The 25139-nt window shown below is 63.9% G+C and carries 30 protein-coding genes and 1 pseudogene; 15 read left to right on the top strand and 16 right to left on the bottom strand.

The genetic code is table 11. The features are described from left to right. Positions 1–64 precede the first annotated feature (64 nt). The 8 genes and pseudogenes from CK227_RS26350 to CK227_RS26385 form a co-directional block, all read right to left on the bottom strand. Positions 65–1498 carry an aldehyde dehydrogenase family protein gene (locus CK227_RS26350; protein ID WP_095775041.1) on the bottom strand — a complete coding sequence of 478 codons (1434 nt, stop codon included), beginning with the start codon at positions 1496–1498 and terminating at the stop codon, positions 65–67. Positions 1499–1672: 174 nt separating this feature from the next. After that, on the bottom strand, positions 1673–2056 hold the full coding sequence (locus CK227_RS26355; protein ID WP_095775042.1) for an ACT domain-containing protein: 384 nt from the start codon (positions 2054–2056) through the stop codon (positions 1673–1675). 28 nt (positions 2057–2084) lie between these two features. Further along, positions 2085–2552, bottom strand: a complete 468-nt coding sequence (locus CK227_RS26360; protein WP_095774900.1) for a GNAT family N-acetyltransferase — start codon at positions 2550–2552, stop codon at positions 2085–2087. Positions 2553–2775: 223 nt separating this feature from the next. Continuing rightward, positions 2776–2871, bottom strand: a pseudogene (locus CK227_RS37455) (oxidoreductase); the annotation flags it as partial. Between the two features lie 35 nt (positions 2872–2906). Further along, a complete protein-coding gene (locus CK227_RS26370; protein ID WP_095774901.1) occupies positions 2907–3896 on the bottom strand; it encodes an aldo/keto reductase in 990 nt (329 codons plus the stop codon). 2 nt (positions 3897–3898) lie between these two features. Then, positions 3899–4273: a DUF2255 family protein gene (locus tag CK227_RS26375; RefSeq protein ID WP_095774902.1), complete on the bottom strand. Its 375-nt coding sequence runs from the start codon at positions 4271–4273 to the stop codon at positions 3899–3901. Positions 4274–4276: 3 nt separating this feature from the next. After that, on the bottom strand, positions 4277–4615 hold the full coding sequence (locus CK227_RS26380; RefSeq protein ID WP_095774903.1) for a carboxymuconolactone decarboxylase family protein: 339 nt from the start codon (positions 4613–4615) through the stop codon (positions 4277–4279). Positions 4616–4663: 48 nt separating this feature from the next. After that, the gene (locus CK227_RS26385) at positions 4664–5059 is read right to left on the bottom strand and encodes a cupin domain-containing protein (RefSeq protein ID WP_095774904.1); all 396 of its coding nucleotides are present in this window, start codon (positions 5057–5059) and stop codon (positions 4664–4666) included. Positions 5060–5211: 152 nt separating this feature from the next. Between CK227_RS26385 and CK227_RS26390 the strand changes: the two genes are divergently transcribed. The 4 genes from CK227_RS26390 to CK227_RS26405 all read left to right on the top strand — a co-directional run bounded on the left by CK227_RS26390 (position 5212) and on the right by CK227_RS26405 (position 8286). Continuing rightward, positions 5212–6105 (top strand): LysR family transcriptional regulator, encoded by an 894-nt coding sequence (locus CK227_RS26390; RefSeq protein ID WP_095774905.1) that lies wholly within the window; start codon positions 5212–5214, stop codon positions 6103–6105. Between the two features lie 74 nt (positions 6106–6179). Continuing rightward, positions 6180–6557, top strand: a complete 378-nt coding sequence (locus CK227_RS26395; protein ID WP_095790457.1) for an ester cyclase — start codon at positions 6180–6182, stop codon at positions 6555–6557. Positions 6558–6798: 241 nt separating this feature from the next. Continuing rightward, positions 6799–7860 (top strand): YeiH family protein, encoded by a 1062-nt coding sequence (locus tag CK227_RS26400; protein WP_095774906.1) that lies wholly within the window; start codon positions 6799–6801, stop codon positions 7858–7860. Between the two features lie 174 nt (positions 7861–8034). Continuing rightward, positions 8035–8286, top strand: a complete 252-nt coding sequence (locus CK227_RS26405; RefSeq protein ID WP_095774907.1) for a DUF1858 domain-containing protein — start codon at positions 8035–8037, stop codon at positions 8284–8286. On the opposite strand, the gene CK227_RS26410 is transcribed toward CK227_RS26405, so the two are convergent. After that, complete coding sequence (locus CK227_RS26410) at positions 8237–8932, bottom strand: Crp/Fnr family transcriptional regulator (protein ID WP_095774908.1); 696 nt, start codon at positions 8930–8932, stop codon at positions 8237–8239. The genes CK227_RS26405 and CK227_RS26410 overlap by 50 nt on opposite strands. 153 nt (positions 8933–9085) lie before the next feature. Here CK227_RS26410 and CK227_RS26415 point away from each other — a divergent pair, with 153 nt between their 5' ends. The 4 genes from CK227_RS26415 to CK227_RS26430 all read left to right on the top strand — a co-directional run bounded on the left by CK227_RS26415 (position 9086) and on the right by CK227_RS26430 (position 12318). Continuing rightward, positions 9086–9526, top strand: a complete 441-nt coding sequence (locus CK227_RS26415) for a pseudoazurin (RefSeq protein ID WP_095774909.1) — start codon at positions 9086–9088, stop codon at positions 9524–9526. Positions 9527–9811: 285 nt separating this feature from the next. Next, positions 9812–10915, top strand: a complete 1104-nt coding sequence (gene nirK, locus CK227_RS26420) for a copper-containing nitrite reductase (RefSeq protein ID WP_095775044.1) — start codon at positions 9812–9814, stop codon at positions 10913–10915. 73 nt (positions 10916–10988) lie between these two features. Further along, the gene (locus CK227_RS26425; protein WP_095774910.1) at positions 10989–11858 is read left to right on the top strand and encodes an SUMF1/EgtB/PvdO family nonheme iron enzyme; all 870 of its coding nucleotides are present in this window, start codon (positions 10989–10991) and stop codon (positions 11856–11858) included. Positions 11859–11883: 25 nt separating this feature from the next. After that, entirely contained in the window at positions 11884–12318 is a 435-nt protein-coding gene (locus CK227_RS26430) for a group III truncated hemoglobin (protein ID WP_095774911.1), read from the top strand. Between the two features lie 27 nt (positions 12319–12345). On the opposite strand, the gene CK227_RS26435 is transcribed toward CK227_RS26430, so the two are convergent. The 5 genes from CK227_RS26435 to CK227_RS26450 all read right to left on the bottom strand — a co-directional run bounded on the left by CK227_RS26435 (position 12346) and on the right by CK227_RS26450 (position 15924). Beyond that, positions 12346–12843: a GAF domain-containing protein gene (locus CK227_RS26435; RefSeq protein ID WP_095774912.1), complete on the bottom strand. Its 498-nt coding sequence runs from the start codon at positions 12841–12843 to the stop codon at positions 12346–12348. 176 nt (positions 12844–13019) lie between these two features. Continuing rightward, entirely contained in the window at positions 13020–13334 is a 315-nt protein-coding gene (locus CK227_RS26440; RefSeq protein ID WP_095774913.1) for a GYD domain-containing protein, read from the bottom strand. Positions 13335–13620: 286 nt separating this feature from the next. Next, positions 13621–13779 carry a hypothetical protein gene (locus CK227_RS36890; protein ID WP_179296114.1) on the bottom strand — a complete coding sequence of 53 codons (159 nt, stop codon included), beginning with the start codon at positions 13777–13779 and terminating at the stop codon, positions 13621–13623. Between the two features lie 140 nt (positions 13780–13919). Next, positions 13920–15548, bottom strand: a complete 1629-nt coding sequence (gene groL, locus CK227_RS26445) for a chaperonin GroEL (protein WP_095774914.1) — start codon at positions 15546–15548, stop codon at positions 13920–13922. A gap of 61 nt (positions 15549–15609) precedes the next feature. Continuing rightward, on the bottom strand, positions 15610–15924 hold the full coding sequence (locus CK227_RS26450; RefSeq protein WP_095774915.1) for a co-chaperone GroES: 315 nt from the start codon (positions 15922–15924) through the stop codon (positions 15610–15612). 245 nt (positions 15925–16169) lie between these two features. Between CK227_RS26450 and CK227_RS26455 the strand changes: the two genes are divergently transcribed. Beyond that, the gene (locus tag CK227_RS26455) at positions 16170–16424 is read left to right on the top strand and encodes a hypothetical protein (protein WP_095774916.1); all 255 of its coding nucleotides are present in this window, start codon (positions 16170–16172) and stop codon (positions 16422–16424) included. Beyond that, a complete protein-coding gene (locus CK227_RS26460; RefSeq protein ID WP_095774917.1) occupies positions 16421–16687 on the top strand; it encodes a DUF1488 domain-containing protein in 267 nt (88 codons plus the stop codon). Before CK227_RS26455 ends, CK227_RS26460 begins: the two co-directional genes overlap by 4 nt. Here the strand turns inward: CK227_RS26460 and CK227_RS26465 are convergent, their stop codons facing one another. Continuing rightward, positions 16688–16912: a DUF6500 family protein gene (locus CK227_RS26465; RefSeq protein WP_095774918.1), complete on the bottom strand. Its 225-nt coding sequence runs from the start codon at positions 16910–16912 to the stop codon at positions 16688–16690. It lies immediately after the preceding gene. A 610-nt stretch (positions 16913–17522) separates the two neighbouring features. Between CK227_RS26465 and CK227_RS26475 the strand changes: the two genes are divergently transcribed. From CK227_RS26475 to CK227_RS26495, 5 genes are all read left to right on the top strand, one after another. Then, positions 17523–18566: a LacI family DNA-binding transcriptional regulator gene (locus CK227_RS26475; protein ID WP_095774919.1), complete on the top strand. Its 1044-nt coding sequence runs from the start codon at positions 17523–17525 to the stop codon at positions 18564–18566. Positions 18567–18630: 64 nt separating this feature from the next. Next, entirely contained in the window at positions 18631–19878 is a 1248-nt protein-coding gene (locus CK227_RS26480; protein WP_095774920.1) for a sugar ABC transporter substrate-binding protein, read from the top strand. A 116-nt stretch (positions 19879–19994) separates the two neighbouring features. Beyond that, positions 19995–20924 carry a sugar ABC transporter permease gene (locus tag CK227_RS26485; protein WP_095774921.1) on the top strand — a complete coding sequence of 310 codons (930 nt, stop codon included), beginning with the start codon at positions 19995–19997 and terminating at the stop codon, positions 20922–20924. Next, a complete protein-coding gene (locus CK227_RS26490; RefSeq protein WP_095774922.1) occupies positions 20924–21781 on the top strand; it encodes a carbohydrate ABC transporter permease in 858 nt (285 codons plus the stop codon). Before CK227_RS26485 ends, CK227_RS26490 begins: the two co-directional genes overlap by 1 nt. A gap of 21 nt (positions 21782–21802) precedes the next feature. Continuing rightward, entirely contained in the window at positions 21803–23791 is a 1989-nt protein-coding gene (locus CK227_RS26495; protein ID WP_095774923.1) for a glycoside hydrolase family 127 protein, read from the top strand. Positions 23792–23808: 17 nt separating this feature from the next. Here CK227_RS26495 and CK227_RS26500 read toward each other — a convergent pair whose 3' ends face one another. Beyond that, positions 23809–24903, bottom strand: a complete 1095-nt coding sequence (locus tag CK227_RS26500; RefSeq protein WP_095774924.1) for an acyltransferase family protein — start codon at positions 24901–24903, stop codon at positions 23809–23811. Positions 24904–25139 lie beyond the last annotated feature (236 nt).

The raw sequence follows: 25139 nt of genomic DNA on the forward strand, positions 1-25139 counted from the left end.
ACCTCTCCCCCGCTTTGCGGGGGCGAGGAACCCAAGTCCTGGAAGGTCGATGCTAAGGCCCTGCCTACTCCGCCGCCTCATACCCGGCGATGCCCTTGATCTCGAGGAAATCCTCGAGCCCGTATTCGGCGTATTCGCGGCCGTTGCCTGATTGCTTGTAGCCGCCGAAGGGCAGGCCGGCGTCCCAGGCCGGGTAGTTGATGTAGACATTGCCGGAGCGCATGCGTGCCGCCACGTCGCGGGCCTTCTGGATGTCCTTGGCCTGGATGTAGGAGGCAAGGCCGTAGACGGTGTCGTTGGCCTGCTCGACCGCCTGTTCGACCGTGTCGTAGGGCAGGATCGCCAGCACCGGCCCGAAGATTTCCTCGCGCGCGATGCGCATGTCGTGGGTGACGTCGGCGAACACCGTCGGCCTGACATAGTAGCCGCGGTTGAGTTCGGCCGGGCGGCCGGGGCCGCCGGCGACCAGCGTCGCCCCCTCGTCGATGCCGGCCTGGATCAGGTCCTGGATCTTGTCGAACTGCATCTGGCTGACCACCGGGCCAAGCTTGGTGTTGGCGCCGTCGGCCGGGCCGACCACGAATTTTTCCGCCGCCGCCTTGGCATAACCGGCGGCCTCGTCATGGCGCTCGCGCGGCACGAACATGCGGGTCGGCGCATTGCAGGACTGGCCGCTATTGCCGAAGCAGCCGGCGACACCCTTGGTGACGGCGCGGGCGAGGTCGACATCCGGGAACAGGATGTTGGCCGACTTGCCGCCCAGTTCCTGGTGCACGCGCTTGACCGTGTCGGCGGCGGCCTTGGCCACCAATATGCCGGCCCGCGTCGAGCCGGTGAACGACATCATGTCGACGTCGGGATGGCTGGACAGCGCCTGGCCGACGCCGGGGCCGTCGCCATTGACGAGATTGAACACGCCCTTCGGCACGCCGGCCTCATCGATGATCTCGGCGAAGATGATGGCGTCGAGCGGCGCGATTTCCGACGGCTTCAGCACCATGGTGCAGCCGGCGGCAAGTGCCGGGCCGACCTTGCAGGTGATCTGGTTCAGCGGCCAGTTCCACGGCGTGATCAGGCCGACGACGCCGATCGGTTCCTTGACGATGAGCGAGGAACCCTTGACGTGACGAAACTGGAAGGTCTTCAGCGTCTCCGCCATCTTCTCCAGATGCGCCAGCCCGACGCCAACCTGGCTGTCGAGCGCCATCTGGCGCGGCGCGCCCATTTCGCGCGACACGGCGAGCGCCAGGTCCCTGGAGCGCTTCTTGTAGACCTCGATGACGCGGTTCAGCATGTCGAGGCGTTCTTCGACCGAGGTGAAGCCGAACGTATTGAAGGCGCGCCTGGCGGCGGCCACCGCCTTGTCTACATCGGCCTTGGAACCCAGCGAGATCCGCGCGAAAACATCCTCGTTCGACGGATCGATGACATCGAGCGTGTTGGGCACGACAGGATCGACCCACGCACCGTCGATATAGAACTGCAGATTGTGTGACATGGTTTTCTCCTTGGGGTGCCGCAAGGCCGTTCCGGCCGTCATATCCGATCAGAAATAACGATGCACAAACGCCGCTGTCAAACACAACCCCCGAAATGGTTGAGCCAGCGCGCCAGCGATTGAGCCAGAGGCGTTGGCCAGAGAACCCAGCCGTTTTCAATGGCCAAGGATGGATTACAGCAGAGTGTGACCTGCCTCGACCAGATGCCGTCGCGCCGCATCCTGATCCCCGGCCTTCACCAGCAGATGATCGCCGTCGAAGGTGGACACCAGGAAGATGCCCAGCTCGTTTTCCGACAGCGGCCGGATGACCGACAGCACGATGCCGGTTTCGTCGAAAGCAAAAGGCCCCTGCAATTTGAAGGCGACCCAGTCGCCATCGTGCTTGACCGTGCCAGGAACGCGATCCTGCAGGCACGTGATCGAAAGCTCGTCGTCGGTCCGGGTGATGCTGACGAAGCCCGGCCCGTCCGCCCAGCCGGGAATGCCGTCGCCCGCAGCGAGCCGCGAGATCGCGTACGGCCCGGGAAGTTGCCTCAATTTGACCTTGGCAGCCATCGTCGTATCCATGCCTCCGATTTGTCCGCTATCGCGTCAATTTCTTGCTCATATAGATCGTCATGCCGCCCATGAACGGCTCCTCCCGCTCGATCGTATAGCCATGCTTTTTGTACAACAACACATTGGCCTCGAAGGCGCCATTGGTCAGCAGGCGCAGCTCCTGGCGGCCTGCTTCGAGCGCCTTCCGCTCGGCCCGCTCCAGCAGCAGCCGGCCGATCCCCCTGCCCTGCGCCGGCGGCGCGACGCAGACATTCTCGATCCACAGATGATCGTCGGCCAGCATGGTTTCGATCATGCCGACGATGCGGCCGCCGTCGACGGCAAGCTCGAACGGATGCTCGGCAACGGCCTTCCCGTAATCGGCGCGCATCGGCAGCGGCTCGCGGCCGATCACCGGCACCCATTTGCCATAGGCCGCGCGCACAATGTCCCTGATGGTCGCGGCGTCAGCGGTTTCGGCCGGCCGAAACCGGATGGAAGAATTTGTCATCACAGTGCTCCAGATATGCAAAACCCCGCCGGCGATGTCGCGGCGGGGCTGGAAACGAACGAACCGGATCTATCCTGCCGGCCTTTGTCGTCGCGCGCTCAGCATGCCGCTCGGCAATGAGCGGCAGCGTCGCTGGGTGTTTGTGGGCGCGAGAGCGAACATGACGCCAAGCTGGAACATGAGGCGCGGGGCGTCAAGGCTTGGGGATTAGCCCAGACTTTCGAACTTAGTGCTCTTGCGCCGTCGGCCTGAACAGGATCTCGTTGATGTCGGCCTCATCGGGCCAACTCATGGCGAACTCGACCGTCCTGAAGGAGTCCGCCGGATGGCTACACGGTCACAGAGCGCGCGCACGCTTCAGCGGTCGATCCTGGCCGCCTGTTGCGGCGAATAGCGCTCGCCCTGCACGGCAATTGCCGAGACCGCGTTTTCGATGTCGGCAAGATCCTGCGCCGTCAGCGCGACCGAGGCCGATCCGATGTTCTCCTCGAGGCGGTTGAGCTTCGTCGTGCCGGGGATCGGAACGATCCAGGGTTTTTGCGCCAGCAGCCAGGCGAGCGCGACCTGCGCCGGGGTCGCCTTCTTTTGCGCCGCGATGGCGACGATCGCATCGACCAGCGCCTGGTTCGCCTTGCGCGCCTCTTCCGCGAAACGCGGCACGGTGTTGCGGAAGTCGCTGCTGTCGAACCTGGTATCGGCATTGATGGCGCCGGTCAGGAAACCCTTGCCCAGCGGGCTGAAGGGCACGAAGCCGATGCCCAGTTCTTCGAGCACCGGCAGGATCGCCTCCTCGGGTTCGCGCCACCACAGCGAATATTCGCTTTGCAGGGCGGCGACCGGCTGCACCGCATAGGCGCGGCGGATGGTGCGCACGCCGGCTTCGGAGAGGCCGAAATGCTTGACCTTGCCTTGGCCGATCAAGTCCTTCACCGCGCCCGCCACATCCTCGATCGGCACGACCGGATCGACGCGGTGCTGGTAGAGCAGGTCGATGCGATCTGTCCTCAGCCGCTTGAGCGAGGCTTCGACGACCTCGCGAATATGCTGCGGCCGGCTGTCCATGCCCTCATGTCCGGCCGTGCCGGCGATGTCGATGCCGAATTTGGTGGCGATCACCACCTGGTCGCGGATCGGCTGCAGCGCCTCGCCGACGACCTCCTCGTTCTTGAACGGCCCATAGACCTCCGCCGTGTCGAAGAAGGTGATGCCGCGCTCGAACGCGGAGCGGATCAGGCGAACGGCATCCGGCGTCTCCATCGGCGCCCCGTAGGACTGGCTGATCCCCATGCAGCCGAGCCCGATGGCCGAGACTTCGAGGCCGCTTGTTCCAAGTGTGCGCTTTTGCATCTTCAATTCTCCTTCGGTGTGATCCGCACCGTGGCGGCGCGGGCGCGCGCCGCGATCATCGGTGCGAGATAAGGGCTGGCTGCGTATTTCGCGCGGTAGGCGTCATCAATGCGGGCGTTGACGGTTCCCTCGACTGCTTCGAAGGTAACGTCCCGGGTCAGGCCGGCAGCCGTGATGCGTCCGGCCTTCTGCCTGATCGCGGCCTGATACCAGCGCGACTGCTGGCCGTTGTAGCCGCGCACATAAAGCGCGCCGTCGACGACGACCGACCAGATCCAGGTCGGCGTGCCCAGGGTCACGCCGTCATCGCGCAAAGGCGAAATATGCAGATCGTCGGTTGCCGCGATCCTCTCGAGTTCATCCTTCGACCAAGGCATTTCCTATTCCTTTTTCTCGGCATCCGCCTGTTCGAAAACCTTGCGGGCGACGCCGATCGCCGTGCTTGCAACCGGCCATCCGGCGTAAAAGGCGAGATGCGTGATGGTTTCGATGAGTTCGTCGCGGGTGACGCCATTGTCGAGTGCCCGCTTCATGTGGAAAGGCATTTCGTTGATCCGGTAGTTCGAGATCAGGCTGGCGACGGTGACGAGGCTGCGGTCGTGCGGCGAAAGGCCGGGCCGTATCCAGACATCTCCGAACAGCACCTCGTCGGTGTATCTGCCGAGCGCGGGCGCGATATCGGAGAACGGATTCCTGTGCGGCACTGGTTTATCGGTCATGGTGGTTTCCTTCGTTGCGGCATCGGTCCAAGCGAAGCTGATGCTTGCTCAGACCCCGTATTGTTCGTCGGTAACATGCTCCATCCAGTCGACGACCTTGCCTTCGAGGGCCTCGGCGATGGCAATGTGGGTCATCGCTGTTGTCGGTGCCGCGCCATGCCAGTGCTTCTCGCCGGCCGCGAACCAGACGATGTCGCCGGGGCGAATAGGCTCGATCGGGCCGCCCTCACGTTGGACCAGGCCGGCGCCCGACATGACGATCAGCGTCTGGCCGAGCGGATGGGTGTGCCACGCGGTGCGCGCGCCGGGTTCGAAAGTCACGGTGGCGCCGCCGACGCGGGCCGGCTCGCTGCCCTTGAACGGTGCGTCGATGCGCACCGTGCCGGTGAAATAGTCGGCTGGACCATTTGCGGAAGGCTGCGAGCCGCTTCGCTTGATGTCCATGGTTTCTCCTTCTCGACGCCAGGCAGCACGCTGCCCCAGGCCTTCAAGGCCGCCGAGTTCGGGCAGCCAATTGTGATGGCGTCTATTTAGCGCCTGCGATTGGCCTGGATTAGATGCTATACCCGGCATGTACTTATGAGGAAAACTCATCAATGCCGCGAGACAATCTGAACGAGCTGGCCGCTTTCCTCGCCGTCGCGCGCGAAAAAAGCTTCACGCGGGCGGCGGCACAGCTCGGCGTCTCACAATCGGCGCTCAGCCACACGGTGCGCGCGCTGGAGGAGCGGCTGGGCGTGCGGTTGCTGACCCGCACCACGCGCAGCGTGGCGCCCACCGAGGCCGGCGAGCGCCTGGTGCGCTCCGTCGGGCCAAGGCTCGACGAGATCGAGGCCGAGCTCGCCGCGCTCAGCGCCCTGCGTGAAAAGCCCGCCGGCACCATCCGCATCACTGCCGGCGAGCATGCCGCCGAGGCGGTGCTGTGGCCGGCGATCGCGCGGCTTATGCCGGACTATCCCGACATCAAGGTCGAGATCATCGTCGACTACGGCCTGACCGACATCGTCGCCGAGCGCTATGACGCCGGCGTGCGGCTTGGCGAACAGGTGGCGCACGACATGATCGCGGTGCGCATCGGCCCCGACATGCGCATGGCCGCGGTTGGATCGCCTGCTTATTTCGCCCGGCAGCCGAGGCCGCGCACGCCGCAGGAGCTCACCACCCACAACTGCATCAACCTGCGCCTGCCGACCTATGGCGGGCTCTATGCCTGGGAATTCGAAAAGGCCGGGCGCGAACTGAAGGTGCGCGTCGAAGGCCAGCTGATCTTCAACACGGCGGGGTTGCGCATGAATGCGGTGCTGGCCGGCCTTGGCCTTGCCTACCTGCCGGAGGATCAGGTACGCGCGCATCTGGCCGACGGCCGGCTGGTGCGGGTGCTGGCAGACTGGTGCCCGCCCTTCCCTGGCTACCATCTCTACTACCCCAGCCGTCGCCAGGCGACGCCTGCCTTCTCGCTGCTGGTCGATGCGCTGCGCTATCGCGGCTAGAACGTCTGGACTGCGCCCGCGGTCGTTCTATTTTCCTGCCGGAACGCGATCGAAGAAACCCCGGAGCCGTCGCGGTGACAGAAACCGACCTCTATCGAGGCTATATCGACTGCCTCAACAATCAGGATTGGGCGCGGCTGCATCGCTTCGTCCATGACGAGGTGCACTACAACAGTGAGCGCGTCGGCCTGTCGGGTTACCGCGCCATGCTGGAGCGGGATTTCCGGGAAATTCCTGATCTCTATTTCGATGTCCAGCTGCTGATCGCCCAACCACCGTTCATAGCCAGCCGCCTGCAGTTCAACTGCACGCCAAAGGGAACCTTCTTCGGCCTGCCCATCAACGGCCGCAAGGTCTCGTTCAGCGAGAACGTTTTCTATGAATTTCTGAGCGATCGGATCAGGAACGTCTGGTCGGTGATCGACAAGGCGGCCATCGAAGCACAGCTTTGATGAGGCCAGCTCCCCTCTCCCCATTCCACAGGGAGTTGAGGACTGATCCGCGCAGCGGACGAAAAGCCAATTGCTTGGCTTTTCAAAAGACGAACGGCCGGCAGGCGGATGAGAGGCAGCGCCAACGTTGGTCAGCGATTGCCGATCGTTCGCAAAAATCGATCATTCTGACCATAACAATTCGTTGGAAAGATCGTTTGAGGAATGGCATTCCTCCGGCATACATGTCTGGAGAATTGCATTGTCATCCGCCACCCACATCGCGAACGATATTTCGAAAAGCATGATTTCCGCCGACCTCGCCGCAGGCCGCAAGCGGCTCGATTCGGTGTGGAACGGCATTATCCCCGGCATCGTGCTGGTGGCGATGATCACGGCCGTCGCCTTCTCGGCGCACAATGTCTCCGGCTTCGCTTTGTTCAGCCCGATGATCCTGGCCGTCGTTGCCGGCATGGTCTATTCCAACGTGCTCGGCACGCCGGCGCACGCCAAGGCCGGCATTGCCTTCTCGCAAAAGCGCCTGCTGCGCTTCGCCATCGTCCTGCTCGGCTTCCAGCTGACGCTCGGCCAGGTCGTCTCCATCGGCGCCGGCGGTGTCGGCATTGTCGCGGCGACGCTTGGCGCCACCTTCCTCTTCACCGTCACGCTCGGCCGGCTGATCGGCGTCGACGCCAAGCTGGCGCAGCTGATTGCCGCCGGCACCTCGATCTGCGGCGCCTCGGCCATCGTCGCCACCAACATCGTCACCGATGCGCGCGACGAGGACGTCACCTATGCCGTCGCCTCGATCACGCTGTTCGGCACCGTCGCCATGCTCGGCTTCCCGCTGCTCGCGCCGGCGCTCGGCCTCGACCAGCACGCTTTCGGCCTGTGGGCCGGCGCCTCCATCCATGAGGTGGCGCAGGTCATCGGCGCCGGCTTCCAGAACGGCACCCAGTCCGGCGAGATCGCCACCGTGGCCAAGCTGACGCGCGTTGCCATGCTGGCGCCGATGGTCATCGCACTCGGCCTGATGGCACGGCGCGGCAGCCGCGACCAATCGGCGGCACGGCCGCCCATGCCGTGGTTCGTCGCCGCCTTCGTCGCCGTCGTGGCGTTGAACAGCCTGGTCACCGTGCCCGCCGAAGTGAAGTCGGCCATGGCGCTCGCCACCACCATCATGCTGACCATGGGGCTGGCCGCCATGGGTCTGCAGGCCGACATTTCGCAGCTGCGGTCGCGCGGCCTGCGCCCGCTGGCGCTCGCCTTCTGCGCCTTCCTGTTCATCGGCGGCTTCAGCCTGATGCTGGTGAAGTTCGCCTAGCTCGCCAAGCCTCCCGCGAGAATTCGGATGCTGGCGGCCGCAGGGACGTCGGCTGGGTTGCCTGGCCGCATCTCACTCCAGTTTCCGACGCGCTCTTTCCTTGCGCCAGCACAACGACCGACCAACCGGCTCTGCTACGGTCGAAGTATGGGGAGAACCACGAAGGAGACGCCCATGCGGATCGATCCGAACATGTCCATGGACGACCTCATGAGACGATGGCCAACAAGCGTTGCCGTGCTGATCCGGCACGGGATGCACTGCGTGGGCTGCCACATCGCTCCCTTCCATTCGATTGCCGAGGCCTGCCGGGATCATCGAATTGACGAAGCCGATTTCCTGAAAGGTCTTGAACGCGCCGTCGCCGGCGGGCCGGTCAGCCGTCCCGATGCTCCGCCAGCATCACCAGGCGATGCGCGTCGGTGATGGTGACACGCTGGCGGCCGCTGACGATGATCCCGCGTTCCTCCCAGGCGCTCAGCAGCCGGCTCACCGTATGCAAGGTCGTCCCCGTCATCTCGGCGATGTCCTGGCGAGAGATCGGGAAGTCGATCTCGATGCCGGCCTCGGTCTTGCGCCCCGTCTGCTTCACCAGCCGCAGCAGCGCACTGGCAACGCGTTGCTCGACCTGTTCGGTGGCCAGTTCCATCACGCGCGCCTGCGTGTCCTGCAGCCTCGCGCCGACCGTCTTGAATGTTCCCGCGGTAAGAACGGGAAACCGGGATGACAGGTCCGGCCACACGGCATTCGGCCAGACCAGAACCACGCAGTCGACCGCGGCGATCGCGGTTGCCGGATAGGTCAGCCGGCCGAGTGCGGCGGCAACGCCGAATATTTCGCCCTCACTGATGTAGCGGGCGATCACCTGGCGCCCGTCGGGCGTGGTCCGCACCACGCGAATATGTCCCGCCAACAGCACGTAGAATGAACGCGCCTCGGCCTCCTGCTCGAAAATCGCGGCTTCCTTGGCAAACCGCACGGACCGGGCATCCCTCAGAATGCTGTCCAGCTCCGCGGGCCCCAGGCCCTCGAACAGCGAAAGCCTCGCGATGATCGATCGGTCAAGCGGCAACCCCAAACCCTCGCTGCACACGGTTCCAGATGACGCCGGCAGCCAGTCTATATTTCGTCCGCCAGTTTGCGCCAGCGCAAATCGCCTGTCCGTGCTGTCGGCTAGAAGGCTGCAACGGTTTGAGCCGTGATGCACCGAAGAAAGGACTTTACCATGAAATTCCACCTGATTGCCGCGGCCGCCGCCCTGCTCGCCCTCGCCGGCGTCGCAAACGCCGAAGAGCACGTCGTCCAGTTGCTGACCAAGGGAGACAAGGGATCCATGGTCTTCCAGCCCGATTTCATCAAGGCGGCCCCTGGCGATACGGTCAAGTTCGTGCCCGGCGACAAGACCCATAATGTCGAAACCATCAAGGGAATGCTTCCCGACGGCGCCCAGGAAATCAAAAGCAAGATGGGTGAAACCACCACTGTCACCATGACGCAGGAAGGCGTCTACGGCGTCAAATGCAGCCCGCATTACGGGATGGGCATGGTGGCGCTGATCGTGGTCGGCAAGCCCGTGAATCTCGACGCGGCGCAGGCCGTCAAGCAGGTCGGCAAGGCCAAGACCGTGTTCCCCACGCTGTTTGCTCAGGTGGCGAAGGCGAACTGATCGAGGCCGACGGCCGGGCGGACAGACAGGTTCGTCCGCGCTCGACATTGGAATTGCAAAGTCTTGTGGGAGTGGCGGCGGCTTCGGCACCGTCACTCCCACGGCGTTTTGGCGCCCGGCGGGTATCTCCATTCGCCCGCGATTGCCGGTCTCCGAACAGCCGTCGTTGCCTCCCAGATGAACCAGATCAAGGCAAACTAAATTTCAAATTTGCGCCAGCGCAAAGAAGTCCTGGTGGAAAGGCTTATTCTCCAGGCATCGAACGGTTCAGAAAAGGAGCGGGAAATGCTTACGAGACGCGAAGCACTGTTGGGGTCTGTTCTTGCGGCTGCGGCCGTCGCGACGGTCGGCTCGATGCCGGCCATGGCCAGCGCCAAGGAAGTCGCCGGCTTGCCGCGGGAAAAGGTGACATTGGTCGCGCCGCCTTTCGTCCATGCCCACGACCAGGTGGCCAAAGGCGGTCCCAAGGTCGTCGAATTCACGATGACCATCGAAGAGAAGCCGATGGTGATAGACGCCGACGGCACCCAGCTCAACGCCATGACCTACAATGGCTCGATTCCGGGGCCCCTGATGGTCGTGCATGAGGGTGACTATGTCGAGCTCACGCTGATCAACCCCGACACCAACACGCTTGCCCACAACATCGACTTCCATGCCGCCACCGGCGGGCTCGGCGGCGGTGCGCTGACCCTGGTCAATCCCGGCGAGCAGACGACGCTGCGCTTCAAGGCGACGCGCTCGGGGACCTTCGTCTACCACTGCGCGCCCGGCGGTCCGATGATCCCCTGGCATGTCGTTTCGGGCATGAACGGAGCGATCATGATCCTGCCGCGTGACGGGCTCAAGGACGACAAGGGCAAGTCGGTCCGCTATGACCATATCTATTACATCGGCGAAAGTGACTTCTACATTCCCCGCGACGAGCAGGGTAAATTCAAGAAGTATGACTCGGCCGGCGACAATTACGATGACACGGTGAAAGTCATGCGTGGCTTGATCCCCACCCATGTCGTGTTCAACGGCAAGGCGGGATCGCTGACCGGCGAAAACGCCATGAAGGCCAAGGTCGGCGAGACTGTCCTGATCGTCCATTCGCAGGCCAATCGCGACACGCGTCCGCATCTGATTGGTGGACATGGCGACCATGTGTGGGAACAGGGCAAGTTCGCGAACCCGCCGGCAAAGGACCTCGAAACCTGGTTCATTCGCGGGGGTTCGGCCGGCGCAGCCCTCTACACATTCCTGCAGCCGGGCGTCTACGCCTACGTCAACCACAATCTGATCGAGGCGGTGGAACTCGGCGCGACCGCGCATTTCACGGTCGACGGAAGCTGGGACGACGACCTGATGATGCAGGTCGAAGCGCCAAGGGCGATTACGTCCTGATTGCCGCCTCGGGTCCTAAGGTAGACGCGGCCTTGCGCCATTCCTGCAGGGCCGCGAACGCGGGAAAACTGCAATGCCCCTCAATCCCATCCTGGCTCTCGGAGGTCTGGCTTGCGCCCTGTTCACGCTGGGCGCGACGGGCGCGGTCGGCTGGCGCCCGGCACCGGATCAGGAACTCCTGATACGCTCCGAACTCATCACCCTCGCGCCCGGATCGTTCGCCCATCCGCTGCCAGGCGAATTCCTCAGGCAGAACCACCCGGTCAGTGCTCCCGTGGTCCGGGCAACGGTGGCGGAGCCTTTCGAGATCATGAAATACCAGGTAAGCGCTTCGGACTACCGGCGCTGCGTCATGGCCGGCGCCTGCAAGCCGGCCGATGGCCGCGGCAGCGGCAATGTTCCGGTTACTGGCGTCAGCCATATCGATGCCGAGGCCTATGCCGACTGGCTCTCGGCCGAGACCGGATCGGCATGGCGCCTGCCGACGGACATGGAATGGGCCTATGCGGCGGGCGAACGCTTTCGCGGTGACATCGAGGCTGGCGAGACCGACCCCAACAATCCGGCGCAGCGCTGGCTCGTCCAATATCGCACCGAGGCTTCGCTGGGACGAAAATCCGACCCCGAGCCGAGAACCAGGGGCGGATTTGGACCCAATTCCAAGGGGGTGGCCGACATTGCCGGCAATGTCTGGGAGTGGACGTCCACCTGTTACGTCCATACGACGGAAGCCGCCGACGGCGCCGGCGTTGCAAGCTCGATCGACTATTGCGGCGTTCATGTCGTGGAAGGTTTCCATCGCACCTATATGTCGAACTTCATCAGGGACGGGAAAAGCGGCGGTTGCGCCGTCGGCACGCCGCCCGACAATCTGGGATTCCGCCTTGTGCGCGACCGGCTCAATCTCGTGCAAGCCGCCATCCGGTGGCTGGGCATTTCCTGATCACGACAACAACAGGGCTTCTGCAATGACATTGAAATCGTCGCTGGCGGATCATGCGCGTCCGGCCCCGGAGAAGCCGTTGCATCATGCAGGCGTCGATCGGGCTGCGATCGGCCGGCTCGTTCGCGAATTCTATGCGCGACTGCGCAAGAACGAACGTCTCGGACCGATCTTCGCACGCGAGATTCCCGGCGACTGGGAACCGCATCTCGAGAAGATGACCGACTTCTGGTGCTCGGTCATCCTCAAGACGGGTGACTATCATGGCCGCCCGGTGCCGGCGCACCTGAAGCTCGGGGACGTGACCGAGGCCGATTTCGACATCTGGCTGGCCATGTTCAGCCGGACGGCCGCCGAACTCTTTGGCCCGGAAATCGCCGCGGTGTTCGTCGACCGGGCCGAACGGATCGCGACGAGCCTGAAGCTGGCGATGTTCTTCCGCCTGGGCGATCGCGCCTAGACAGCCGGCTCGGAACAGAACGGGCGCTCAGTCCTCGAACGAACTCGCGGCCGCATAGATCGCCGCCAGCGTCTCGATGCCGGCCTGGTCTTCCTTGTCGAAGCGGCCGGGCAGCGGGCTGTCGAGATCGAGCACGCCGAACACGCCTTCATCGTCCTCGAGCAGCACCACCAGTTCCGAGCGCGAATCGGCGTCGCAGGCGATATGGCCCGGGAAATCATGCACGTCCTTGATCAGCATCGAGGTGCCGAGTTGGACCGCCGTACCGCACACGCCCTTGCCGACCGCGATGCGCACGCAGGCCGGCTTGCCCTGGAAGGGTCCCAGCACCAGCTCCTCGTCCGAGGCCAGGAAATAGAAGCCGGCCCAGTTGAGGTCCGGCACCATCTGGAAGATCAGCGCCGCGGTGTTGGCGGCATTGGCGATCGAGTCGCTCTCGCCTTCGAGCAGCGCTTTCAACTGAGCGGCGAGGTCGCGATAGAAAGCGGCCTTGTCCGAGGTGTCGATGGCCTTGGCCGCGAACATGGCTTGTCTCCCAATTCAGAATCGCGGTTGCGTTTCCGCAAGCTCTCTGCACCAAACGACCACGCGACGATACTAGCTTGAATTCCAGTCGCCGCGAAAGTCGCAAGAAGATGCCCTGTCCGACACTCGGCAGCACGGCATCGAACCGTGCTGCCGTGATCAAGAAGGCAAGTCCATCAGCCGGCGGGTTTGTACGCGCCGGCTGCCTTCTTGGCGGCCGCGAGCACCGCCTTCATGTCGAGTTCTTCCAGTACAACCATCTCGGTCAGCGAGCCGCTCGCTCGCACCGCAAGGGACATGCCAATCCCCGCTGACTGGTCCGGCACCTCGCCATTGACAACGACGTCATAGATGCCGCGCGTGAACATCACGCTGCTCACCTTGCCGCCAACGCTTTCAAAAAGCGCCTTGACCGCAGCCTGCCTGTCCGAGCCTTCCATCAACCCTTTGGCGGCATGAGGCGCATAGTTTGCCAAGATAGTCACTTTCATGGGTATTTCCTCCAAATGTCATTGTCTCGTGCTGCTCCATAATTCGAGCGGCACGGAGTGATTTATTTTTCGGAACAATCGCAGGCGCCCTGGGACGCGTTGGCGGCCAAGGGCACGCTGCCGGGCAAATATGCGCTCAAGCTAATATAATGACAATACCGAACACGCCGATAGCGCCGACAGGAAGGTGCCTGGCTGGGCCACGCTCGGCCAACGGCATCGAGCTCGCGCCATTGACGCGCGATGTGGTGCTGAGATTGAACGGCCAGTAGCATCGGGCGCGGCTTTACATCGGGCGCTTGGGCTCGCCCTTTTGTGGTGCGGCCGTGTCGGAATCCGATTTCTTGTGCTTGTCGGCGGCAATCCTGCGGATGCGGTCGAAGCGGTTGTCCTCGGTGGTTTCGGTCGTGACGACCGTCTGTGGCTTCCGCACGAACACGATCATGGATCGATCTCCTGGGCTAGAAGCCCTGCGCGCCGGGAGAAAATCCCCCGGCGGCAAGATCCGGCTCCTGGAGCCGGCGCGGATTCAGGTCAGGCTGAAAGGTGACTTCTATGAACCACCCTCCAAGGCCGGCTGCATCCTTAGTAGCCGCCCATGCCGCCGCCGCCACCCGCCGGTGCCGCATCCTTGGCCGGGATGTCGGTGATCATCGCTTCGGCGGTGATCAGAAGCGCTGCGATCGAGCCGGCGTCCTGCAGCGCGGTGCGGACGACTTTCGCCGGGTCGACGATGCCGGCCTTGATCATGTCGACATAGGTCTCGTTCTGGGCGTCAAAGCCCTGATTGTGATCCTTGCTGTCGGCGAGCTTGCCGACGACGATGGAGCCCTCGACGCCGGAATTCTCGGCGATCTGGCGGATCGGCGCTTCAAGCGCCCGCAGCACGATCGAGATGCCGGCGGTGACATCGGCATTGGCGCCGTTGAGGCCCGATAGTGCCGACCTTGCACGCAGCAGGGCGACGCCGCCGCCGGGCACGATGCCTTCCTCGACCGCCGCGCGCGTCGCGTTCAGCGCGTCGTCGATGCGGTCCTTCTTTTCCTTGACTTCCGACTCGGTGACGCCGCCGACGCGGATGACGGCAACGCCGCCCGACAGCTTGGCCAGCCGCTCCTGCAGCTTTTCCTTGTCGTAGTCGGAGGTCGTCTCCTCGATCTGGCCCTTGATCTGGGCGACGCGCGCCTGGATGGTGGCCTTGGTGCCGGCGCCGTCGACAATCGTGGTGGTGTCCTTGTCGATCAGCACGCGCTTGGCGCGGCCGAGCATCTCGACGGTGACGTTGTCGAGCTTGATGCCGAGATCCTCGGAAATCATCTGGCCTGCGGTCAGCACCGCAATGTCTTCCAGCATCGCCTTGCGGCGATCGCCGAAGCCCGGGGCCTTGACGGCCGCGACCTTGAGGCCGCCGCGCAATTTGTTGACGACCAGCGTGGCCAGCGCCTCGCCCTCGACGTCCTCGGAGATGATCAGCAGCGGCCTGCCGCTCTGCACCACCGCTTCGAGGATCGGCAGCATCGCCTGCAGATTGCCGAGCTTCTTCTCGTGGATGAGCACATAGGGCTCTTCCAGCTCGACACGCATCTTGTCGGCATTGGTGACGAAATACGGGCTGAGATAGCCGCGGTCGAACTGCATGCCCTCGACGACATCGAGTTCGGTTTCGGCGGTCTTGGCTTCCTCGACGGTGATGACGCCGTCATTGCCGACCTTGTCCATCGCCTTGGCGATCATCTCGCCGACGGTTGCATCGCCATTGGCGGCGATGGTGCCGACCTGCGCGATCTCGGCCGACGACTTGACCTTCTTGGCCTTGGCCTTGATCTCGACGACAACGGCGGCGACCGCCTGGTCTATGCCGCGCTTCAAGTCCATCGGGTTCATGCCGGCGGCAACCAGCTTGGCGCCTTCGCGCAGGATCGAGGCGGCGAGCAAGGTGGCGGTGGTGGTGCCGTCACCGGCGAGGTCGTTGGTCTTCGAGGCCACTTCGCGCACCATCTGCGCGCCCATGTTCTCGAACTTGTCGGCAAGCTCGATTTCCTTGGCGACGGTGACGCCGTCCTTGGTGATGCGCGGCGCGCCATAGGCCTTGTCGATGATGACGTTGCGGCCCTTGGGGCCGAGCGTGACCTTCACCGCATTGGTGAGGATCTCGACGCCGCGCAGCATGCGGTCACGCGCGTCGGTGGCGAATTTGATTTCCTTGGCAGACATTTTTTCAATCCCGTTCGAATTTGGAGTGGACGAACCCCGCGCGGAAGGCGCGGCGCGCCAGTCAGGCGGCCTTCTTGGCTTCGACGCTCTTCTCGATGACGCCCATAATGTCGGCTTCCTTCATGATCAGAAGGTCCTCGCCGTCGATCTTGACCTCGGTGCCCGACCATTTGCCGAACAGGATCAGATCGCCGGCCTTGACGTCAAGCGGCACAAGCGCGCCGTTTTCGTCGCGTGCGCCGGGGCCGACGGCGATGATTTCGCCTTCCTGCGGCTTTTCCTTGGCATTGTCGGGAATGATGATGCCGCCCTTGGATTTGGTATCGCCTTCGGCGCGCCGGATAACGACGCGGTCGTGGAGTGGCCGAAACTTCATGAAAACTTCTTTCTGGGGCCGGCTTAGGCGGCCGCGCCCTTCCTATAGGCGCTTTGGCACTCGATAGATAGGAGTGCCAAAAATTATTCGCAGGGCGATTAAATATTGAAAAGTATTATTTCGGCCTGCCGTTTCGTGATATCCGGAGGCGGTCAAATAATTCAAAAAATTGAATTTTGCCGGTCGGATGCCTATTTATCGGACAAGTTCATTTTCTCGATTCCAGCCCCAAGGAGATTTATGCGATGGCCGACGGCAATCAGACGATCATGGAAAAAGCTGAAGCCCGCTTCGTCGACAAGCAGAAGAAGACGGCGGAGCGCAACAAGGCAACCGCCGAGTACATGTCCGAGGCGCGGGCCAGGGAGATCAAGACCGCAAAGCTCAGGACATTGCGCCTGGCCAAGGAAGAGGCGGATCGCGTCGCCGAAGCCCTGAACCCGACGCCGAAGAAGAAGCGGGCGACCAAGAAGGCCGCCGCAACGGAGGCAAAAACATGAGCCTGACCTTCCCCAACCGCAGCCGCAGCTATGACGAAGCCGGCAAGCGCATCCGCTTCGTCGGCCATGACGGCATGTTCCAGATTTCCTTCTCGGTGGCCGTCGATGCGATGAGCAAGATCCAGCCGCGAACCAGCGCCGATGAAGCGGGCTACCTCGCAACGTTCGACACCGAGAGCAGCGTCATCCGCGATGTTGCGTCGAAGGCCTACGGCCGTACGCGCAAGAGCATGTATGTGCTGACATCCGACGACTTCGGCTGATCAGCCGAGGTCCATGTCCTCGATCATCGTCCGTATCTTCGCGGCTTTTTCGAAATGGTCGAGGCGGTGGGTCCTGATCCACCATTCCGCTGCTTCCATCAGCAGTTCGGGGTTGTCATTCCTGTTGGCGAAAAACGCGTAGAACGACAGGCCGACGGCGGGCCCTTTCTCGGAAATCTTGCGGTCGCAGACCTCCAGTATCTTTTGCCTCAGGCTCGCTCTCACGGGAATCCTTCTTGTTTTGGTGTTGCGGGCCTTGGCCCGCCCCGGAACGTTCAACCCTTGCGCTCCGCCCTCTCCTGATGTCGCCGACATTCATCTGCACGACCATGTCCTCGGCCTCGCGCGGGCTCATGCCGACCATCATCTCTTGCCTGATCACGCCTGGCTGGCCAGTCAAGACATCGACGATGGCCCAGATCTGCGGCAGATCCATGCGCAGTGTGCCAGAAGGTCGGGCACAGATTCTCGGCTGTAGGATTTTTGGAGGCCTCGCCTCGGGATCGAACCGAGGCTTCAGAGATTTGCCGTCTCCAGCGTAGCCGCTCCGCCACGAGGCCATGGCAACCGAACTAACGGGGAAATGCTTGCGGAAACGTTAAGGCCCAACGGCCGTTCTGTCGGTACTTTGCAAAATGTCGCCTGGCGTCGCTCTTCGGCAGACTCTTGCGGCGAAGCGATCACGGACGTCAACTTTCCCCTTGAACGATCTCCCGATCTGGCTTAGCCTCGACTTGAGAAAAGGTTTTTCCAAACCGTTCCGATCGGGCTCGGCCATTGGCCGGGCCTTGTTCCGGCCTGTAAGAGAAAACCTTTTCCCAACTCAGGATTCTCGATGGCATCGGACGATCAGCCTGTTCCGGTTTTCCCCAAGCCCGTCACCTTGCGTGACGTGGCGGCGCGGGCCGGCGTCAGCGTCGCCACGGCCTCGAAGGCGCTCAACGACCAGGGGCGCATGACCGCCGAGACGCGCGAGCGCATCCGCGAGACGGCGCGGAGCCTGGGCTTCCGGCCCAACAGCCTGGCGCAGAGCCTGCTCAGGCGCCGCTCCTTCACCGTCGGCCTGCTCACCAACGATACTTATGGCCGCTTCTCGCTGCCGCTGATGTCGGGCATTTCGGACGCGCTGGTCGACAATGGCGTCTCGGTGTTCCTGTGCAATGTCGAGGAGGATCCGCGGCTGGGCCAGTTGCATGTCGAGGCCATGCTCGACAAGCGCGTCGACGGCATCATCGCCACCGGCAAGCGCATCGACCGCCATCTGCCCGTCGATCTCGCCAATCTGCGCATCCCGGTGATCTATGCCTTCACCCAGCCCGATCCCGACGCCGTCGCCTTCGTCTCGGACGATGCCGGCGGCGCGCGGCTGGCGGTCGAACATTTCTGCCGGCTTGGCCGCAGGCGCATCGCCCATGTCAGCGGGCCGGCGAGCTTTGCCGTGGTGCACGCCCGCGCCCAGGCCTATCGCGACGTGCTCGCCGAAAACGGCCTGCCGGTCACCGCGCCGCTGCTCGGCGCCTGGTCGGAAGCCTGGGGGCATGAAGCGGTGGCGCAATTGTTCGACGGCAAGAGCGAACGGCCTGACGCCGTTTTTTGCGGCAACGACCAGATCGCGCGCGGTGTCATCGATGCCTTGCGCGAGCGCGGCCTCGACGTTCCAGGCGATGTCGGCGTCATCGGCTTCGACAATTGGGAGATCGTCGCCGAAGCGACGCGTCCGCCGCTGACCTCGGTCGACATGAACCTGGTCGCCCTCGGGCGCGAGGCCGGGCTGACCCTGCTTTCCCTGGTCGGCGGTCAGCCCGCCGCGCCGGGCATTCGAAAACTGCCGTGCCGGCTGGTGGTGCGTCAGTCCTGTGGCCGCCCACCGGACGGCTGAAAACGCAGCGCCGCGTGACCGGCGCCAAGCCGCGCACCGCGGCCAACCCTTGGAGGAGGAGAACATGAGGAACGTGATTGCCAAACTGGCCCTGGCCGCTGCCGTACTGGGCGGTGGTCTCGGCGCTGCCGCCGCCGACACCGCCAACATCTGGGTGCGCGCCGACGGCTCGAATTTCATGCCGCGCATCGTCGATGCCTATAACAAGGCGCATAAGGACCAGATCAAGCTCGACATCATCCCCAATGCCGAGATCATCCCGAAATATGGCGCCGCCGCCGCCGGCGGCACGGCACCCGACGCGCTGTCGCTCGACCTGATCTACACGCCCTCCTTTGCCGCCGCCGGCCAGTTGGAGGACATCACCGACTGGGCCAAGTCCCTACCCTACTTCGCCAGCCTGTCGCCCGCGCACGTCAAGACCGGCACCTACAAGGACCACATTTACGGCCTGCCTTTCTCGGCCGACGCCTCGGTGCTGATCTGGAACAAGAAGCTGTTCAAGCAGGCCGGCCTCGACCCTGAAAAAGGCCCCGCCAACTGGGCCGAAATCGCCGCCGACGCCGAGAAGGTCAACGCGCTTGGCGGCAACATCAAGGGCTTCTACTTCTCCGGCAATTGCGGCGGCTGCAACATCTTCACCTTCACCCCGCTGATCTGGGCCTCGGGCGGCGACATCCTCAGCGAAGACGGCTCCAAGGCGACGCTGGACAGCCCGCAATTGCGCGGCGCCATCGATCTCTACCGCTCGATGGTCAAGAAGGACCTGGTGCCGGCAGGCGCGCAGACCGACACCGGCGCCAACTTCTTTGCCGCCTTCGCCGCCGGCAATATCGGCATCTCGCCCTCCGGCGCCTTCGCCATCGGCGCGCTCAACACCCAGTATCCCAATGTCGATTACGGCGTCACCTTCCTGCCGGGCAAGGATGGCGGCTGGTCGTCCTTTGCCGGCGGCGACAATTTCGTCGTCACCAAGGGCACCAAGAAGCTCGCCGTGGTGAAGGAGTTCCTGGATTTCGCCTATTCGCTGGAAGGCCAGACCATCCTCGCCAAGTATGGCAGCCTGCCGGTGCGCGGCGACATCGCCAAGGACGCGCTGAAGGATCTCGATCCGCGCTACCAGGTCGCCGCCGAGGCCATGGCCAAGGGCAAGACCCCCTATTCGGTGGTGTTCAACGACCTGATCAACTCCGCCAACGGCCCGTGGACGCAGATGATCAACGAGGTCTTCTTCGGCGACGATGTCGATGGCGCCATCGCCAACGCGCAGGAGACCATGCAGTCGATCATCGACCAGGCGCCGCAGAAGTAGCGGCCGCCTGCCGGCCGCCCGCCTGTCTCCCTGGGCGGGCGGCCGGCGTGCTCCCTACCTCCCAACAAGGGGGAGGTAGGGCGGCCAACTGGATGCGACGCAAGAACAGGCAAAGCATGACCACCATCACCGCAAGCACCACCGCCCCGGCCCGCGCCCGAAAACTCGTCGGCGCCGGGCGCCGGCAATGGATCGGCCTCATCTATGTCGCGCCGGCGGTCGCGCTGGTCATGGTGTTCTTCGTCATCCCGCTCGGCATGACGGCGTGGATGTCGCTGCACAACTGGCCGCTGATGGGCGAGCACGCCTTCGTCGGCCTCGACAATTACGGGGCGATCCTGCGCGACACCAGGTTCTGGAACGCGCTCAAATTCACCGGCTACTACACGGTGGTCGTCACCATCGCGATCTTCGCCGTCGCCTTTCCCTTGGCGATCTTCATCGAGAAACCGCGGCCGCTGACCAACCTCTACCGCACTTTCTTCTTCATGCCGGCGGTGGTTGGTTTCGCCTCGGCGAGCCTGCTCTGGTCATGGCTGCTCAACGTCGATTCCGGCCTGTTCAGCCCGGCCGCCTACGACCTCGGCCTGATCGACAGGAAGTTCAACCTGCTCGCCACCTTCCAGCCGGCCTTCTGGTCGATCATCGCCATGGTGGTGTGGAAGGTCGCCGGCTTCACCATGATCATCCTGATGACCGGCCTGCAATCGATCCCGCAGGATCTGCAGGAGGCCGCCGTCATTGACGGCGCCGGACCGTTCGCGCGGTTCCGGGCGATCACCTTGCCGCTGATGCGCCGCACGCTGGCGCTGGCGCTGATCCTGTCGGTCGCGGGCTCGATCCTTGCCTTCGACCAGTTCTACATCATTCTGCGCGGCGGGCCGCGCAACCAGACGCTGACGGCGGTCTACTGGATTTTCAACCAGTCCTTCGTGTCGTTCAAGCTCGGCTATGGCGCGGCACTCTCCATGGTGCTGCTGGTCATCCTGGTGGCGCTCAGCCTCATCCAGCTCTGGCTGTTGCGCAAGCCCGAGGGGCTCGACTGATGGCGCAGGCGATATCTGCCAGGGGCAAGTTTGCCGCCCGCCTCGCCAGGCACTCCACCGGCATCATCGCCTCGGTGCTGTTCGTCGCACCCATCGTCTGGACGGCGCTGTCGGCCTTCAAGCCGGCGGCCGAAGCACGCCTGCCGCCGCTGCCGCCCTGGCCGACCACGGGCTTTTCGCTGGAAAACTATGCCACGCTGAACTCCTTCGGCGACGGGCTCTGGGTGTCGGCGCAGAACAGCATCTATGTCTCGGTGATGACCGTCTTGCTGTCGGTCATCGTCAGCGTGCTGGCCGGCTACGGTTTTTCGCGCTTCCGTTTTCCGTTCAAGGACCTGTTCTTCGTCCTCATCCTGTCGACGATCATGATCCCGTTCCAGTCGATCCTGACGCCGATCTTCCTGGTGCTGACCAAGCTTGGCCTGCACAACACGCTGACCGGCCTGGTCGGCGTCTATGTGACGCTGCAATTGCCGTTCTCGATCTTCATGATGCGCAACGCCTTCGACGCGGTGCCGCGCGAGATCGAGGAGGCGGCGCGCATGGACGGCGCCGGTAACGCCACCATGCTTTTGAAGGTGATGCTGCCGCTGGTCTGGCCGGGCGTCGTCACCATCGCGCTGTTCGCCTTCCTCGGCGCCTGGAACGAATTCCTCGCCGCCCTGGTGCTGATGACCGACCAGTCCAAATTCACGCTGCCGGTGATGATGACGGCACTGCAGTCGGGCCGCTTCGGCGCCATCGACTGGGGCGCCGTGCAGGCGGGCGTCACCGTCATGATGGTGCCGTGCCTGATCCTGTTCCTTGCTTTGCAGCGCTTCTACATCCGCGGCCTGATGGCCGGGGCCGTCAAATAACAGACTGAATGGAGTGAGTTCATGACCGAATCGCCATCCCCCCGCCCCGCCCCGAAGCGAAAGCCGAAACTCGCCTTCCGGCCGCTGCCGGTGCCGCAGGTCGATGTGCACGGCTTCTGGGGCGACCGCGCCGATGCGGTGGCGACCCGCACCGCCGACATCCTCTACGAGCGCTGCGTCGAGGCGCGCATGCTGGAGCAGATCGATCCGGACCGCCCCTCGCCCGGCATCGTCATTCCCTTCCATTCGCCCTCGCCCGATGAAGCGGACCGCCAGGGCGCCGAATTCACCGGCTCGACGGTGACGACGCAGATGTTCTGGGATTCCGATCTCGGCAAGACCATCGAGACCGCGGCCTATTCGCTCTACCGGCGCAAGAACCCCGGGCTGGAGAAGAAGATCGACGCCGTCATCGACATGTACGGCAAATTGCAGCAGGAGGACGGCTATCTCTCCAGCTGGTACCAGCGCATCCAGCCCGGCAAGCGCTGGACCAACCTGCGCGACTGCCACGAGCTCTATTGCGCCGGCCACCTGATCGAGGGCGCGGTCGCCTACTACCAGGCGACGGGCAAGCGCAAGCTGCTCGACATTATGTGCCGCTACGCCGACCACATCGCCTCGGTGCTGGGACCAGAGCCCGGCAAGAAGAAGGGCTATTGCGGCCATGAGGAGATCGAGCTGGCGCTGGTCAAGCTGGCGCGGGTGACGGGCGAACAGAAATACATGGATCTGGCGAAGTACTTCATCGACCAGCGCGGCCAGCAGCCGCATTATTTCGACGAGGAGGCGCGCGCCCGCGGCGCCGACCCCAGGGCCTATCATTTCAAGACCTACGAATACAGCCAGTCGCACCGGCCGGTGCGCGAGCAGGACAAGGTCGTCGGCCACGCGGTGCGGGCCATGTACCTCTATTCGGGCATGGCCGACATCGCCACCGAATATGGCGACGATAGCCTGCGCGTCGCCCTTGACCGGCTGTGGGACGACCTCACCACGAAAAACCTCTACATCACCGGCGGGCTCGGCCCGTCGGCGCACAATGAGGGCTTCACCAGCGATTACGACCTGCCCAATGAGAGCGCCTATGCCGAGACCTGCGCCGCCGTCGGCCTGGTGTTCTGGGCAAGCCGCATGCTCGGCATGGGGCCGAACGCCCGCTACGCCGACATGATGGAGCGCGCGCTCTACAATGGCTCGATCTCCGGCCTGTCGCTCGACGGCTCGCTGTTCTTCTACGAGAACCCGCTGGAAAGCCGGGGCCGGCACAACAGGTGGAAATGGCACCGCTGCCCCTGCTGCCCGCCCAATGTCGGGCGCATGGTCGCCTCGATCGGCAGCTATTTCTACAGCCTGGCGGACGATGCGCTCGCCGTGCACCTCTATGGCGACTCCACCGCCCGCTTCGACATTGCGGGCACGCCGGTGCAACTCACGCAGGCGAGCCGCTATCCCTGGGACGGTGCCGTCGAGATCGCGGTCGATCCGCAAGCGCCGGTGGAGTTCACGCTGCATCTGCGCATCCCGGCATGGAGCAGCAGCGCCACGCTTCAGATCAATGGTGAGGCGGTCGACCTCGAAGACATGACCAGCGACGGCTATGCCGCGATCCGGCGCAGCTGGCAGAAGGGCGACCGTATCCGGCTCGACCTCGAAATGCCGATCGAGCGGCTCTACGCCAATCCCGAGGTCAGGCAGGATGCCGGCCGCGTTGCGCTGTCGCGCGGGCCGCTGATCTACTGCGTCGAGGCATCGGACAATGACAGCCGGCTGCATCGCCTGACCCTGCCGCGCACGGCAAGCATAGAGGCACATCAGGCGCCCGAACTGCTGGGCGGCGTGGTGACGCTTTCGGCCACGGCACGAGCCGACGCCGGCAACGGCTGGCAGGAGGGCCTCTACAGACGTGAGCCGCCGGCCAGCGTCGAGACGCGCCTGACCGCCATCCCCTATTACGCCTGGGACAACCGCGAACCCGGCGAGATGCTGGTGTGGCTGCGGGATGGCTGAGGCTTCCCGCTGCTCGACTATGTCCGGCTTGATTGGGCGGCGGCCGCCGGCAGCGCCGCGTTCGGCGCCGCTCGCGGCACGCTGTTGTCGATATGCGCCCAGGCCGGCCGCTCGAACAGGAACATGCCGAAGCCCACGCGCTGGATGATGAGGTAGAGCACGACGGGGCTGATGATCGAGACCAGCAGCACCGCCAGGCTAAGCACGCCGGTATCGGTCAGCAGGCCGCTTGCCAGTGCGGCGCCACGGAAGAGCGACATCGGGATGGTGAAAGCGACATAGACGACCAGCGAATGTTCGCCGAGCCAGCGCAGCCATTCCATCGAGGCGAATGTCGACAGCAAGCCGCCAAGCACGCAGAGCGCCACCGCGCCAGCGACGGCCAGGGTGAGATGCAGCGGCGGCCATGCCGCCAGCCCCATCTGCATACCGACGGGATGCATGGCATATCCAGGCGAATAGACGAGCAATCCATTCACGATCGCCCACACGAGCAGGCCGGCGGCGGCCAGCATCGGGCGGGGCTGCGTCCATTCGACGAGGCGGAACACCAGCGGCGCCATGACGAAGCCGACATAGAAGAACACGAAATAGGCCGCGAACTGTTCGACCGCGTAGCTGTCGGGACGCGGCGCCCACATCTGCAGCCCGGCAGCGATGAGGATGACGACCCAGGCGGGCACGCGGAACTGCCGAAGGAGCTTGGCGGCAAGGCCGAACACCGCCAGCATGTAGATGAACCACAGCACGCCGTATGGCTGGACGACGGCCATTGCCAGATCGTGCAGCATGCCGCCGGGATCGCGGCTGAAGATGCCGATCTTCAGCCCGATCGAGATGATCGCCCACAGCACGTAGAAATAGAGATAGTGGACGACGCGCCGGTCGATGTAGCGCCGCCACGGCCGGTCGATCACCTGCGACAGGAACAGGCCGGAGATCAGGAAGAATTCCGGCATGCGGAACGGCGTCGCGAAGCCGATGACATAGTGCAGGAAGCCGACGCCGCCCGTGTACTCGCCCGTATTGTAGGCCGCGTACATCATGACCACGAGGATGATCGAGAGGCCTTTGGCCGTGTCCACCCACGGCATGCGCATCGGGCTGTTCATGGCAAATCCATCCGGGGGCCGGCCGAGGCGGCCAGCCATCATCCGGCGACATCTAGCACCATCAGGCTTCCCAGATCGTAAACACGGCTGGTTTTGGGGGTGCGAGGCGATATCAGCAGCTGCCTTCCGGCAGATCCCATGGTCGCGTGGGCGTCGAAATCGCCACAACTTCCACCGTCGGCGCTGCCCCTCACCTGCCTGCCGGCATCCTCTCCCCGTAAACGGGGCGAGGGACG

This window comes from Mesorhizobium sp. WSM4308, assembly GCF_002294905.1.
Classification (GTDB): Bacteria; Pseudomonadota; Alphaproteobacteria; order Rhizobiales; family Rhizobiaceae; genus Mesorhizobium.